Source organism: Sphingobacterium kitahiroshimense (assembly GCF_025961315.1).
In the GTDB taxonomy this organism is placed as follows: Bacteria; Bacteroidota; Bacteroidia; order Sphingobacteriales; family Sphingobacteriaceae; genus Sphingobacterium; species Sphingobacterium anhuiense.
In genome coordinates, this window is the sequence record NZ_JAOQNK010000001.1 from 2,932,200 (window position 1) to 2,947,611 (window position 15,412).

At 35.8% G+C, this 15,412-nt stretch carries 11 protein-coding genes; 7 read left to right on the top strand and 4 right to left on the bottom strand.

The window, feature by feature from the left end; translation table 11 throughout:
- The 6 genes from M2265_RS13015 (at nt 1) to M2265_RS13040 (ending at nt 7,541) form a co-directional block, all read left to right on the top strand.
- On the top strand, nt 1–639 hold the full coding sequence (locus M2265_RS13015; protein ID WP_132773391.1) for a phosphoribosylanthranilate isomerase: 639 nt from the start codon (nt 1–3) through the stop codon (nt 637–639).
- Nucleotides 620–1,804: a tryptophan synthase subunit beta gene (trpB, locus tag M2265_RS13020; protein WP_132773389.1), complete on the top strand. Its 1,185-nt coding sequence runs from the start codon at nt 620–622 to the stop codon at nt 1,802–1,804. The genes M2265_RS13015 and trpB overlap by 20 nt, the downstream gene beginning before the upstream one ends.
- 3 nt (nt 1,805–1,807) lie before the next feature.
- Nucleotides 1,808–2,569 carry a tryptophan synthase subunit alpha gene (gene trpA / locus M2265_RS13025; protein WP_132773387.1) on the top strand — a complete coding sequence of 254 codons (762 nt, stop codon included), beginning with the start codon at nt 1,808–1,810 and terminating at the stop codon, nt 2,567–2,569.
- 137 nt (nt 2,570–2,706) lie between these two features.
- Nucleotides 2,707–3,876: an IS4 family transposase gene (locus M2265_RS13030; protein WP_132773957.1), complete on the top strand. Its 1,170-nt coding sequence runs from the start codon at nt 2,707–2,709 to the stop codon at nt 3,874–3,876.
- A gap of 190 nt (nt 3,877–4,066) precedes the next feature.
- A complete protein-coding gene (locus M2265_RS13035; RefSeq protein WP_132772332.1) occupies nt 4,067–4,510 on the top strand; it encodes a hypothetical protein in 444 nt (147 codons plus the stop codon).
- A gap of 97 nt (nt 4,511–4,607) precedes the next feature.
- Nucleotides 4,608–7,541, top strand: coding sequence for a TonB-dependent receptor domain-containing protein (locus M2265_RS13040; RefSeq protein ID WP_132772334.1), 2,934 nt, complete (start codon nt 4,608–4,610; stop codon nt 7,539–7,541).
- 34 nt (nt 7,542–7,575) lie between these two features.
- Here the strand turns inward: M2265_RS13040 and M2265_RS13045 are convergent, their stop codons facing one another.
- The 4 genes from M2265_RS13045 to floA form a co-directional block, all read right to left on the bottom strand.
- On the bottom strand, nt 7,576–8,154 hold the full coding sequence (locus tag M2265_RS13045) for a Maf family nucleotide pyrophosphatase (protein WP_183915987.1): 579 nt from the start codon (nt 8,152–8,154) through the stop codon (nt 7,576–7,578).
- A gap of 3 nt (nt 8,155–8,157) precedes the next feature.
- Entirely contained in the window at nt 8,158–8,676 is a 519-nt protein-coding gene (locus M2265_RS13050; protein ID WP_206368672.1) for a KdsC family phosphatase, read from the bottom strand.
- A gap of 484 nt (nt 8,677–9,160) precedes the next feature.
- Nucleotides 9,161–10,462 (bottom strand): DUF3472 domain-containing protein, encoded by a 1,302-nt coding sequence (locus M2265_RS13055; protein WP_132772335.1) that lies wholly within the window; start codon nt 10,460–10,462, stop codon nt 9,161–9,163.
- A gap of 143 nt (nt 10,463–10,605) precedes the next feature.
- Nucleotides 10,606–11,595, bottom strand: coding sequence for a flotillin-like protein FloA (gene floA / locus M2265_RS13060; RefSeq protein ID WP_021188810.1), 990 nt, complete (start codon nt 11,593–11,595; stop codon nt 10,606–10,608).
- A 364-nt stretch (nt 11,596–11,959) separates the two neighbouring features.
- Between floA and M2265_RS13065 the strand changes: the two genes are divergently transcribed.
- Entirely contained in the window at nt 11,960–15,400 is a 3,441-nt protein-coding gene (locus M2265_RS13065; protein ID WP_132772337.1) for a response regulator, read from the top strand.
- Nucleotides 15,401–15,412: the final 12 nt, after the last annotated feature.

Consider the following 15,412-nt stretch of genomic DNA (forward strand, 5'->3'; position numbering starts at 1 on the left):
ATGAGCTTAAAAATTAAAGTTTGTGGCATGAAAGATCTGGATAATATGCTAGATCTCATTAAATTACCGATCGATTATATGGGTTTGATTTTCTATGAAAAATCAAAACGATATGTCAGTGCTTTGGATGCCCATTTTATAAAGGCAATCCCAGGAATAAAAAAAATAGGTGTTTTTGTAAATGCCAGCGAGCAGGAAATTCTACAAAAAATCAGTGATTACGGATTAACCGGAATTCAGTTACATGGTCATGAGGATCCTGATTTTTGTCTTAGGTTAAAATCTAAAGATATTCTTGTCATCAAATCTTTTGGCATTGACGAAAACTTTGATTGGCAATCTCTCAACGCATACGAATCGGTTGCTGATTATTTTTTATTTGACACTAAAACTAGTAACCATGGAGGTTCGGGAATACACTTTGACTGGGATTTATTGAGGAACTACCCATTAGAGAAACCCTATTTTTTAAGTGGTGGTTTAAGTGCTGAAAATATAAGAGAGGCATGCCAGATTTCCGATCCTCGTTTATACGGTCTCGATTTAAATTCAAAATTTGAATTTAAGTCAGGAATAAAAAATGTAGAATTATTAGAACAGACATTGAAAAACATGAATTATGAGCAAGTACCAGGTTAATGAAAAAGGATATTATGGTCAATTTGGAGGTGCTTACATTCCAGAAATGCTATACCCTAATGTAGAAGAACTACGTCAAAAATATTTAGATATTATTCAAGAACCCAGTTTTCAGGAAGAGTTTAATCAACTTCTAAGAGATTATGTCGGTAGACCATCACCTTTATACTATGCAGGCCGTCTATCCGAGAAGTATGGGAGTAAAATATATTTAAAAAGAGAAGATCTAAATCATACAGGTGCTCATAAAATAAACAATACAATTGGTCAAATCTTACTTGCACAGCGACTAGGAAAGAAAAGGATCATAGCTGAAACGGGAGCTGGGCAACACGGTGTTGCTACTGCTACTGTATGTGCATTAAAAGGATTAGAATGTGTGGTCTACATGGGCGCCATAGATATTGAGCGTCAAGCACCAAATGTTGCCAGAATGAAGATGATGGGAGCACAAGTAGTACCAGCACAATCGGGAAGCAAAACTTTAAAAGATGCTACTAACGAAGCTTTACGAGATTGGATAAACAATCCCGTTGACACACATTATATCATTGGTTCTGTAGTAGGGCCTCACCCCTACCCAGATATGGTTGCTCGTTTTCAGTCCATCATATCTGAAGAAACAAAAAAACAGCTCTTAGAAAAAACAGGCAAATCCAATCCTGACTATGCAATAGCATGTGTAGGTGGTGGATCGAATGCTGCAGGTATGTTTTATCACTTTGTAGATGAAGAATCAGTAAAGCTGATTGCTGTAGAAGCTGCTGGATTAGGTGTTGACTCTGGCGAGTCTGCTGCAACAACGGCACTTGGAAAAGAAGGTGTATTACATGGAAGCCGATCATTGCTGATGCAGACTTCAGATGGACAGGTTATAGAACCATACTCCATATCTGCGGGATTAGACTATCCTGGAATTGGTCCACAGCACGCCTGGTTATTTAAATCCGGACGCGGCAATTATGTGAGCGTGACGGATAAAGAGGCAATGGAAGCAGGATTGTTGCTCACAAGACTGGAAGGAATTATTCCAGCTATTGAAAGTGCCCATGCTTTAGCATACTTAGAAAAAATGGATTTAAAACCAGATGATACTGTGGTCATCTGTCTGTCAGGACGCGGAGATAAGGATCTGGACAATTACATGAAATATTTTGGCTTTTAAACGATGAGAAAAATAAAAAAAACAGGGGATCAAGGTCTCTTATCGATATATTATACTGCTGGTTACCCAACACTTGATAGCACAGTAACTATTGCCAAAAAGCTGGAGGAATCAGGTGCTGATTTTTTAGAAATCGGTTTCCCTTATTCAGATCCTGTTGCCGATGGCCCCACGATTCAACATAGCTCCGAGGTTGCTTTAAAGAATGGCATGACAGTAGAAATTCTTTTTGAACAATTGAAAGAGTTACGTAAGCATGTGACCATTCCCGTGTTTTTAATGGGCTATGTAAACCCTTTATTACAATATGGTGTGGAACGCTTTTGTGCTGACTGCAAAAAGGTGGGTATTGATGGAATTATTGTACCAGACTTACCGATGTATGAATATGAAGAACTTTATAAAGATACATTTGAAAAGAATGACGTTGCCAATATTTTTATAGTGACCCCACAGACTTCAGAAGAACGTATCAGAAAGATTGATAAACTTTCCAATAGCTTTATCTACTTGCTCTCCTCTAATGCAACTACAGGTACAGAACTGAATGTAGGAGACACAACAACTGCTTACTTCCAGCGAATAAAAGATATGCAACTCGCAAATCCAATTGCAATCGGATTTGGCATTTCAAATAAGCAATCTTTTGAACAAGCTACATCGTTTGCCACAGGAGCTATTATAGGTACAGCATTTGTGAAACTACTAACGAAGGACAATTACTTAGATGAAATTCCTAATTTTATTAAATCAATAAAAGGTTAAAACAAAAAATAGTCCTTGCTCTATCAAGGACTATTTTTATAAATTTGCACAGTAGCGTCCTAAACGTTTTTTAAAAAGTGGTGGTGAATGATATAGCATGGAATGCTATATTTAGTTTGCTAAAACAAATCACCACCATGGTAAATATAAATGTATTTTCTCAGATTCTCTCGCTTATCGACCGCGGTGGTTTCAATTTTTTGGTGCGCAAGCATGAGTCAGACAAGCACCACAAGGGGATCAACAGCTGGACGCATTTGGTAAGCATGCTTTTCTGCCATTTATCGTCTGCAGATTCTGTCAGGGACATCAGCAACGGTTTGCGGAGTACGACGGGCAATATGCACCACATGGGTATCAGCAGGGTGCCCAGCAAGTCCAATCTTTCCTACATGAATGCGCATCGTGACCACGTGTTATTCCGCGACCTGTATATTGGGTTATTGGACACACTCTGGCAGAAGCAGACGCATCTTCGCTCAGAACTGCGCATGCTGAAACGCAAAGTGCTGCTGATGGATGCCACGGTGATCCCGCTCTGCCTGTCGGTGTTTGATTGGGCAAGGTTCCGAAGTGCCAAAGGTGCGGTGAAGTTGCATACGGTACTGGATTACGATGGCTGTATGCCCAGCTTCGTGCATATTACCGATGGCAAAACACATGAATCCACCCTGGCAAAGACCCTATCCTTTCCCAAAGGATGTGTGGTAGTGGTGGATCGGGGCTATGTCGATTACGCCTGGATGAACGTTTTGGACAGCACTGGCTGCTTTTTCGTAACAAGGAGCAAATCCAATATGAAATATACGGTATTGAAGTCCTGGAAAAGCGATGAACTGAAAGAAGCCGGGGTGATTGAAGATCAGGTTATTGCCTTGGATGGCAGCTCAGCAGCTCGGTACGGAGATAAGAAGATGCGTCTTGTCCGGGTTTGGGACAGCATCAAAAATTTAGAATACGAGTTCCTGACCAATCATTTTCAGTGGAAGGCTGCCACCGTAGCTGCACTTTACAAAGAGCGCTGGGAGATCGAGACGTTCTTTAAACACCTCAAGCAGCGGCTGAAGGTCACCAGTTTTGTAGGCACCTCCCAGAATGCCGTTTACATCCAGATATGGACAGCCCTGATCGGGATATTACTCTTCAAGTATATTCAGAAAAGGGCGAAATATAGCTGGAACCTGTCAAATCTGGTGAATTTCATACGGCTGAATATCTTCGTGAAGATTGATCTGTGGAAATGGGCCGATGACCCGTTTATTTCGGGCAAACCGCCCGATCAAAATGGACAGTTTAACCTTTTCTGAAACGGACAGGGAGGATTTATTCGGAGAGTAACAATAAAATCTGCATGGAAACACCAGCAGATAGGGATTTATATGGCCCTAAAATTTATTTAGGACGGTACTGAAATTTGTACTAACTGAACAAAAATTGTAGCAATAATATGACAACAAGAATGCTTAAGAGAGCAAGTTGTTTATTAGCTTTGTCGAAATGAAACAGTTGATCATACTTATCTTGATTTTTCACTATTCCCTTACGGCGACTAGTGCAACTGTATATTTTCATTTTTGTCATGGAGAAACGCAATCCATCTCCCTGAATAAAGACGAGGCCTCACATGCAGAATGTGCATTATGCAAAAAAAATGATGCCTGCCATAAAACTCCTGTTTCGGAAGAACAGAAATCGACTGAAGATAATAAATGTAAAAATGTTTCTGTCGATTTAAAAAACGTCGACGACAATCATTTTTCATCGGATAGTGCAAAGGTTTATCCGGTTATCAGTCCAGCCATTCTGGTATTAAACTGGATTATTATAAATCAAAACTACTTTGAAAACATTGCCAATTCCAAATGTGTTTTCGCGTCAAATAAACCGATATCGGCAACTGATATTTCTCCTTATTTGATAAACTGTAACTTCAGAATCTGATTTTTAAATTTTTTAATAGGTCTTTTAAAGACAACCAAGGTCAAACTTTAGCGATAAAAGCTGAAGTATACTACTATTTCAAAATTTTAAAAAAATCATGAAACAAATATTAAAATACGCACTTATACCCCTATTTATTTTTCTTGCAAATACTTCGCTGAAAGCCACTTCTTATATTGCTAAACAAGACAGTACGGTCACATTACATGTCGCTGGAAACTGCGGTATGTGTAAAAAACGTATTGAAAAAGCAGCCAATCTTCCGGGTGTGTCGAACGCCGTGTGGAGTGAAGATACTCAGAAACTGTCCTTAACATATAGTGCTAAAAAATCAACATTAGAAACGATTAAAAAAAGCATTGCGGCTGTCGGACATGATGTTGAGAATGTACGAGGAAACGATAAAGCATATGCCGAATTACATGAATGCTGCTTATATCCTAGATTAGAAAAAGTTCAAGCTTCGCCATTAACAGTTAGTGCTACCACAAACAATAGTAGTGCTACAACAACCGTTTCTGTTGATAGCACAACCACTATGCATGTAGCAGGAAACTGTGCTTTATGTAAAAAAAGAATCGAAACTGCGGCAACTATTAATGGTGTTACATCAGCAATCTGGGATGTGAACACAAAAGAGCTGGTAGTAAAACATAATCATCAAAAAGCACCTTTAGAAGAAATAAAAAAGAGCATTGCTGCCGTTGGACACGATGTAGACAATGTACGTGCCGATGATCAAGTATATGAACAATTACATGAATGTTGTTTATATCCGAGAATGGAAAACGGTAAAATTACGGATGTAAAAGCAAAGAAAGATGATCATCATGATCACAACCACATTTTAACGGGCGTAGTTGTTGAAGAAAATGAAAAAGGAGACCTCAATCCAATCACAGGTGTTAATATCCATTGGTTAGAAGATAAAAGCAAAAATGCAAGAACAAATGAAAATGGTGTTTTCAAATTACAGCATCATGGAAATTTTAAGAAGATCGTTGTGAGTTTTGCAGGTATGCAATCGGATACGATTACTATAAAAGACTTGCATGAAGTATTGATGATAAACGCAAAAAGCAATGTCTTATCTGAGGTGGTAGTAACAGGAAGCAGAAGATCAAACTTCATCAATCGAATGAATCCTGCACGTGTAGAGGTATTAACAACTAAAGAACTATTTAAAGCTGCATGTTGTGATTTAAGTGAAAGTTTCGAAACAAATGCTTCTGTTGATGTCGTAAGTAATGATGCTGTAACAGGTTCTAAACAGATTCAAATGCTAGGATTAAGCGGTATATATACACAGCTTACTGTAGAGAACTTACCTGGACCTAGAGGCTTAGCAGCCCCACTAGGTTTAAATTCGATATCTGGAAGCTGGATAGAATCTATTCAAATTGCAAAAGGCATTGGTTCTGTTGCAAATGGATATGAAAACATGGCTGGACAAATTAATGTTGAACTTAAAAAACCTCAAAATTCGGACAGACTTTATTTCAATGCCTATGCAAACAACATGGGAAGAACAGATGTAAACTTAAATTTAGCTCAAAAAATAAACAACAATTGGTCTACCGCTGTCCTGTTACATGATAATTTCATGTATAATAAAACAATGAATTTCAGTGATAACGGTTTTCGTGATATCCCTGTTGGAAACCTCTTTTCCGGAGTAAACCGTTGGAACTACGAAAATGGAAAAGGCTTCATGGCACAGTTTGGAATTAAATATTTAAATGATGACCGTACAGGTGGTCAAACAGATTTTAACAAAAAAACAGATAAAGGAACTACCAATAGATATGGTCTAGGTTTTGATATTGAAAGAATCGAAGGTTTTGCTAAAATCGGCTATGTATTTCCAGAAAACAGACACCGCAGTATAGGTCTACAACTTGCAGGTTCAAACTATAATCAAAAAAGTTATTTTGGTCTAAAAAATTATAATGGTGAACAACAGAATGGATATGCCAATTTGATATTTCAAGATGTTCTCGGAACTGTAGCTCACAAATACCGTGTGGGAGCTTCGGTAAATTATGATAACTATGATGAGTTATATCTGGATGTTCAGAATTTTAAGAGAAAAGAAACTGTTTCCGGTGCTTTTGTAGAATATACTTTCAGTCCAAATGAAAAATTTGATGCCGTCGTAGGTTTAAGACAAGATTATAACTCATTGTACGGTTGGTTTACTACACCTCGTTTAAATTTACGTTATGCACCTTTTACAGGTAATACAATGCGTTTAAGTGCTGGTAGAGGGCAAAGAACGGCTAACATTATTGCCGAAAATATGTCTGCACTAGCAAGTAGCCGTACATTAATTATCAAATCTCCAGACAATTTTAAAAATGCTTACGGATTAGATCCTGAAGTTTCTTGGAATACTGGCTTTACAATTGATCAAAGTTTCAGATTGTTCAACAGAGAGGCAACTGCATCGGTTGAGTTATTTAGAAACAGTTTTGAAAATCAGGTCGTAGTTGACTATGAAAACCCTAGAGAAATATCTTTTTATAACTTAACAGGTAAATCATATTCAAATAGTCTTCAGGCAGAATTACGTTTCAATCCTCTTCCTCGTTTAGAAACAAGACTTGCATATCGTTTACTCGATGTTCAAACTGACTTTGAAAGTGGTAGAAAAAGTAAACCGCTATTGGCTAAGCACCGAGGTTTTACTAATCTAGCTTATACATTACCTTCATCAGGATGGAGCTTTGACTATACCTTAAATATTGTAGGAGATAAAAGAATACCTTCAACAATAGAAAACCCAGTTGCATATCAGGTAGCAACAAAATCAAATGCTTATGTAACGATGAATGCGCAGGTAAGTAAAGATTTTGGAAAAAATAAAAACTTCACAATTTATGTCGGTGGTGAAAACTTAACAAATTATTTCCAACATAATCCAATTTTAGGAGCAGATGATCCATTTGGATCTTACTTTGACACGTCTCTATTATGGGGACCATTAACGGGAAGAATGTTCTACACCGGTGTAAGATTTCATATCAACTAAAATAAAAAGGGAACCAAGTTAGCGGTTCCCTTTTTTATTTTAGTTTCTTTAGTTCCTGATAGAGTCGAGCTGTTGGCAATCCTACCACATTTGTATATTCTCCCTTGATACTTTTGATCCCGATACGACCTATCCACTCTTGTATTCCATAAGAGCCCGCTTTATCAAATGGCTCATATTTTTCAATATAAAAATTAATTTCATCATCACTAAGCGGATAAAATTCTACTTCAGTGGATTCCGAAAAAGTAATTAATTTTTCATCTTCCAGAATACAAACTGCAGTAATTACTTCGTGGATATCACCAGATAACATCTTTAACACGTGAAAAGCTTCCGCTTTACTTTTGGGTTTTCCTAATATTTTTTGATCAGAGGTAACAACAATAGTATCTGCAGTAATGATTACAGCCCCTTCAAAATCATTAAGAAAAGCCTCAGCTTTTTTTGTCGCAATGGCCTTCACTACCGCTATAGGTTTTAGAAGTTCATCGACAACTTCATCCGTCTCGCGGACCACCACTTCAAACTTCAAACCCAATTCACTTAACAATTGGCTTCTTCGCGGCGATTGAGAGCCCAGTATTATTTGTCTATTCTCTAAATTTATCATTACTTATATACTTTTGACTGTTGTATCCATTTGCCATTTACCCTGAATTTTTAATACTTTTTCCATGACATCTCGTACAGCCCCATCACCACCAATTTTTGGAGAAATATAATGGCAAATTCCTTTAATTTCCTCAATAGCATCAGCAGGACATGTGGCTAGACCAGCCAGTTTCATACAGTCAAAGTCTGGCATATCATCTCCCATATAAAGGATATCTTCAAAATTCAGGCTCAGTGAAGCCAGGACTTCATTCAGCTTTCCAATCTTATCGGAGATTCCTGAATGAATTTCTTGAACACCTAACCCCTTTAGTCTTTTAACAACACCAGTAGAATTTCCACCTGTAATAATGATGATTGGATAACCCCGCTTAACAGCTAACTGCATGATATAACCATCCTTAATATTAAAAGTGCGCAACTGTTCACCAGCCTCATTGACCAGCACACGCCCATCAGTCAACACACCATCCACGTCCAATACAAAAGCTTTCACTTTTTTAAGATTATCAAAAATCATAGCTGTTTTCTTTCAAAAATAAGTAATATATAATTCGAAATACAATACAAAATAATACAAAATTTACAGCTATTAAGACAACTTATTATTACAAATAGACAAAAAATCATATTAATGTCACAACACATATTGTGGAGACAACTTTAATTCAAAAACATTTGGAGTAAATAGGTTTTTTGATGTATCTTTGTAGGAGATAATTAAGGTTATCTATTGCAGGGGAATAATGATGAATGACATCAAGAAATATTTGAAATGACATTCACATAACATAATATCAAATGTTTATCATTAATTTTGCTGTATCAAATCACTACTTAAAAACAGTGATTATTAAAAATGTCTTTTCATAATTTAGGTTTATAATTGGTTAGTAACAAACCCTGGTGCCCATCACCAGGGTTTTGTTTTTTAAACAACTAGCAAGACAAAAAAATAGCTGCAAATAAACTATTTACAGCTATAATTCCTTAAAAAAACGTTATTATCTTGGAAGTGATTTGAAATCAATATTAGGCTTCACTCTTGTTGCTTTTCTAATAAATTTACTACCAAACGGAACATACTTATTAAAGAACCCAAAATTCTTTAAATAAAACCCTTTCTCATTTACGCCACCGGCATAGTCCATACGGTAACCTTTACGGCCAGTATTATCAATGGTAAATCTACCTTCAGTACATTCGAACCAGTCCCCTTTGTCATCGGCTACCCATTGATTTGAAAACTGTACCTCCCGTTGATAAATACCTTGATCAGGGTTAAAATTTTCTAAGAAAGAATGAAAGCCTGTTAAATATTGATTCGTCTGAGGACGTTCAAATTCGGCTATAATTTGCCATTTACCTACTTCAGGCGCATAAAACCAAGCAGTATAAGCAGTATAATTATTTGCAATAGGTCTACCTCGCAATAAGAATTTATAAGTACTTCCGGCTTTCCAATTAAATTTCAAATAGCTTTGTCCACCAGAGCCTTCGTTTCCGAATTCGCCTGTATGAACAGTTTGACCTTTTGTTTTCAAAATAATCTTATGGTCATCAGGAATTTCTTTAGGATCATCTGTTGTAAAAGGACTCCATACGGAGAATAAGACACGACGTTCTGTACTGCTATTTACCTGCATACCAAAATATCCTACATTAAAACCATTGGACATAAAATAAGATCCTTCCACATCACTACCCTTTGGAACAGTAACTTCGTTATAATAATATTCTATATTCTTATCTTTCGGTTGTTGATATCCCATGTGGGTTGACGGCCCTCTTCTACCCCAGTAGAAGAAATTATCTTCATTATCTTTAACATAGTTCATTTGACCATCGGAAGCTGTTCCTTTCAAAACGTAACCACCTATTGTCGGATACAATGAAGCTGTAGTTTTTGCTTTTAATTCAATTGCGTGATATCCGGTATCCGCAATACTAAAATCAGCAACATTGATCAGTCCTTTTTGATTCGGTTCTATTGTTACATCAACGCTTTTACCAGCGAATGTAAAAGTGAATTTCCCACCAGCATTGGCTTCAAGTACCTGAACGGAAAGATTTACCTGACCAGTTTTACCAAAGCGAACAAATGTTTTTACTGTCCGTTTATTGTCTTTCCAATTTTCAATCTTTCCATTCTTTACAATAGATTCTCTATGATTGCTATTCGGATACTCCCAACTATTACCTCCAATAGGGACAAAATTCTCTTTTCCCGATGTCAAAGACTGTGCGTAAGCTAGCGTCAGATTCAAAGAAAGGAAGAGAAATAATAACTTTTTTATTGATTTCATGTTTATAATAATTAATTATAGCACTAAATATAATGATAGGAATAGGAATATAGAACAGTCCAAAATATTTAAAAAAAAACAACCGATTGCATTTTAACTGCAATCGGTTGTTGATTCGTATAAAAAATCTGTTACATCAGCTTTTAATCTTTCTGCTGTCCTCTGGTATCATGTCCAGGTTTGGAAATAGAAGTTCGCATGTCTGTATCTGCCTGTATATTTTGCATCTTATAATAATCCATTACACCCAAATTTCCATTTCTAAAAGCTTCCGCCATAGCTAATGGTAACTGTGCTTCGGCTTCAATAACTTTCGCTCTTGCTTCCTGTGCCTTGGCACGCATCTCTTGTTCACTTGCAACAGCCATTGCTCTACGCTCTTCTGCTCTTGCATTAGCAACTTTCAAATCAGCTTCAGCTTGATCTGTCTGCAATTTTGCTCCTACGTTTTCACCGATATCTATATCTGCAATATCAATAGATAATATTTCAAATGCCGTACCGCTATCAAGTCCTTTTGAAAGAACAGTTTTAGAGATTCGATCTGGATTTTCTAAGACCTGCTTATGGCTTTCCGACGAGCCTATCGTTGTTACGATACCTTCACCAACACGCGCTAAGATAGTTTCTTCGCCGGCACCACCAACTAATTGATTGATATTGGCGCGAACAGTTACTCTTGCTTTCGCTATTAATTGAATTCCATCTTTAGCAACAGCTGCCACTGGAGGTGTATTAATAACTTGAGGATTTACTGATAACTGCACAGCATCAAATACATCACGACCAGCCAAATCAATAGCTGTAGCAAGCTTGAAACTCAAAGGAATATTTGCCTTATCGGCGGATATTAAAGCTTTAATTACTCTATTAACATTTCCCCCCGCCAAATAATGGGTTTCAATTTCATTAGATGTGATGTTTAGCCCTGCTTTTGTTGAGATTATCATTGCGTTAGTGACCAAAGAAGGTGGTACTTTACGTAATCGCATCAAAACCAAGTTCAATAAACTAATTTTAACATTAGAAAGCTGTGCGGTAAACCAAAGATTTACAGGTAATAAATAAAGCAATAGAAACAAGGCTACAATACAGCCTATAATCATTAAAGCGAAAGAAAAATTTGGATCCATTTGATTAGATTAATTAAATAGTAATTGTCTTAAAGATATCAAATTATGATCAAACATGAGCCAAAACAATTTAAAAAGTGTAAATAAAGTAAAATACAACCAAACTCAACTTCCAAATATTAACCTCAAAAACTACGAGTACTTCCTCATTTTTTTACTACTTTTACTTAGAACTAGCATTGATTTCTAATTTGCCACTTTTCCCTTAAAAATTATTGAAAAACGCTAAAGAACAGCTTTCTTTGACGCATTTGAATGATAAATAAGGAATCAAAAGAAATCAGAAAATTATTATGCTATTACTCTAATGTCAATTAGCGTATTATTTTAACGTGTTATCAAAAAATATTACTCTTATATCAAGATGAAAAAGCTACGTTTTCAACAACAACTCATCATTGGAATTATATTTTCATTTCTAATCATACTTTCGGCATCGTTATTATTTTTCATCCAATTGGATAAAAGTACGGCTCATGAACAAGACCTTATACAAAAAGCAGAAGCAAAGTTTGATCTCATCGATAATATCAAGAATAGTGTTGCCCGAGTAAATGATGCAAAACTTAAGTTTTATACAGAAAAAAATGCAAGTGTATTTGCACCCTATGCTGGTGAAATAACTGTGGTCCTTGAAACTATAAAAAACTTAAGCAAAAAGGACAGCTACTACACATTTGATGCTAACAAGCTAAATAATTTAAAAAATACCATTTTAGATTTCTATGACTTCGAGCGAGCCATCTCGTTAAGTAAGGAAAACAAATTTAAAGCGCTAAATGTAAACAATAAACGAGCTGATATTCAAAATCAGATTTCTATAATCTCCAAAGACTTAATCGATAAAAGAAAAGAATTAATTAAAAAATCAACAGATAGATTAGAAAATATCAGGTATTTAACTTACTTTTTAGTTTTTGTGGGTCTAGCAATCATGATCTATATATTCATCATTGTTCTTAATGTTTTTAAAACATTAAAAAAGAGTATAATTGATGAAAAGAAGTCCAATACAGCCCTTTTAAAATTAACCTCTAAAGTTGAACAAGACAACTCCATTTTAAATAACATCAACACTTTAGACCACAACCTACGAGGCGATTTTAATGAAAAACAAATTGCAACGATAGGACTCGATAATATCTGTAAAACGACTTCCTCTCTTGCTGGTACAGTATATGTCAAAAAAGAAAATAGTACCCTTTTTTCCCTATTAGCAAATAAAGGAATCCCATTAGATGTCCCTATTAAAACTTTTATTTCAGAAGGAGATGGGATACTCAGTGATGTGATTAATAATCAAAAATTAACGATCATTCGCGATGTAAATGCAAACAAATATCAGATTGCGTCTTCGTTAATTGATCAATTTGAAACGAATCTCTATCTTATTCCGATCGTATATGAAGAACAATCTATTGGTATAATTGAATTAGTATGTCCAAAAGACAAAAAGAATGAAAATGAAAATATTGAATATTTACACCGCGTTAGCAAAATATTAGCTGTTAGTTTGAAAGTTGCGCAAGCGCATTCAAAGATGGCGGAACTCTATGAAGAATTACAGCAACAAACGGAAGAATTAGAAGCGCAACAGGAGGAACTGAGAACAACGAATGAGGAATTAAGTTATAAAACGAATTTGCTAGAAGCATCCGAAGAGGAATTGAGAGTACAGCAAGAGGAGCTCGTACAAACAAATAATGAACTGGATGAAAAAGCTAAATTACTACAGGAGCAGAATAATGAATTAGAAAAAGCAAAAGATAACATTGCTTTAAAAATCAAAGAGGTCGAGTCAGCCTCAAATTACAAATCAGAATTCATGGCAAACATGAGCCATGAATTGCGTACGCCTTTAAATAGTATTTTAATATTAGCAAAATTATTACAAGATAATAAACTAGACAATCTAACTAGTGAACAAATCAAATATGCCAGTGTGATCCATAATGCAGGAACTGATTTACTTCATTTAATCAATGACTTACTTGATCTTGCTAAGATAGAATCGGGCAAAGTGGAACTGGCACAAGAGAACATTGACAACAAAGATCTCATCGATTATATCTTAAATTTCTTCAAGAATACTGCGGAAGACAAAGGAATAAATTTCAAGATAGCTCTTTCTCCCGATGTGCCTACTCATTTTTATTCGGATGAATATCGGATCCAGCAGATCTTGAAAAACTTACTATCAAATGCTTTCAAATTCACCAATCCTAATGGAAATGTAACACTTCATATTGATATAAATAAGGGTGATGAACTTACTTTTAAAGTTATCGATTCTGGAATTGGCATTGCTGCTGATAAACAAAAACTCATATTCGAAGCTTTTAGACAAGAAGATGGTTCTACAAGCCGCAAATATGGTGGAACTGGTTTAGGATTATCAATATGTAGAGAAACTGCAAAATTACTAGGTGGTCGAATCACATTATCGAGTGAAATCGGAGTAGGAAGCACCTTTATCTTTACATTGCCACTACGTACTGCACCTGGTACCATTCAAACACTTAAATCTAATGAGGAACATACGGAAAAAATAATCCCGTCCACTGAAACCGATGATTCAATACTGTTACCAGAAAATAAAGATATAATTCGAAATCCGGATGACCTGAATACCTTGTTGATCATTGAAGATGATTTGATTTTTGCAGAAATACTAAAGGATTATGCCGAAGCATATCATTACCGTGTCATACTTGCCCATGACGGAGAAGAAGGATTAGAAAAGGCAATGGCACTAAGACCAAAGGCGATTATTTTGGATATTATGCTTCCTAAAATTGATGGCTGGAATGTACTCAAAGTTTTAAAAGCAAATCGGGAGACCTCCTCAATACCTGTACATATGATGTCTGCGGGCACCTATTTGGACAATGAACCAATCAATGCTGGAGCAATTGGATTTATGGCTAAGCCCGTTTCTGAAAAAACTCTTCAAAACACGTTTGAAAAAATTCAATCCATGCTTTCAAATGTTATGAAAAGAGTTTTACTTATTGAAGACCAAAAAGTACAAAGCGATTTTATTAAGCACGGGCTAAAAGATGAAAAACTAACCGTAGATCAAGCCTATGATGCCAATAAAGCTCTTGAATTATTGAAGAATAAAGCGAATAATTACGATTGTATTATTTTAGATTTAAATCTTCCAGATAAATCAGGGTTAGAATTACTAGACGAAATAAAATCCTTAGAGACATACAATGAAACTCCTATCATCATCAACACGGCGATGGAATTGACCTCTGAACAGACTACTAGAATTTTAAAACACTCACAAGCTATGGTTTTAAAATCTGCCAAGTCAAACGACAGATTAGTAGACGAAGTACGCCTTTTCCTGAATAAAATTGACCAGAAAACAGAAAATAAATCGAGGATAATTGATAAAGCAAATGATTTTCAACTTGAAAAAACATTAGAAAACAAAACAATTTTATTAGCAGATGATGATATGCGAAATATCTTTGCGTTAACAAGTGCATTTGAAAGTTTAAATATTCATGTTGAAATTGCCAATAATGGTCAGGAAGCGCTTGATATTCTCAATTTAGAAAATAACATTGATCTGGTATTAATGGATATTATGATGCCCGTTATGGATGGATATGAAGCCATTGCCAATATCCGTAAAAATAAAAAGTATCAGGAGTTACCCATCATTGCCATAACAGCAAAAGCGATGAAAGGTGATAAAGAAAAAGCTATCGAAGCGGGTGCCAATGACTATGTCAGTAAGCCTATTGATATTGACAAATTAATTTCATTGATCCGTGTTTGGGTTAGTTAAATAGAATTAGAT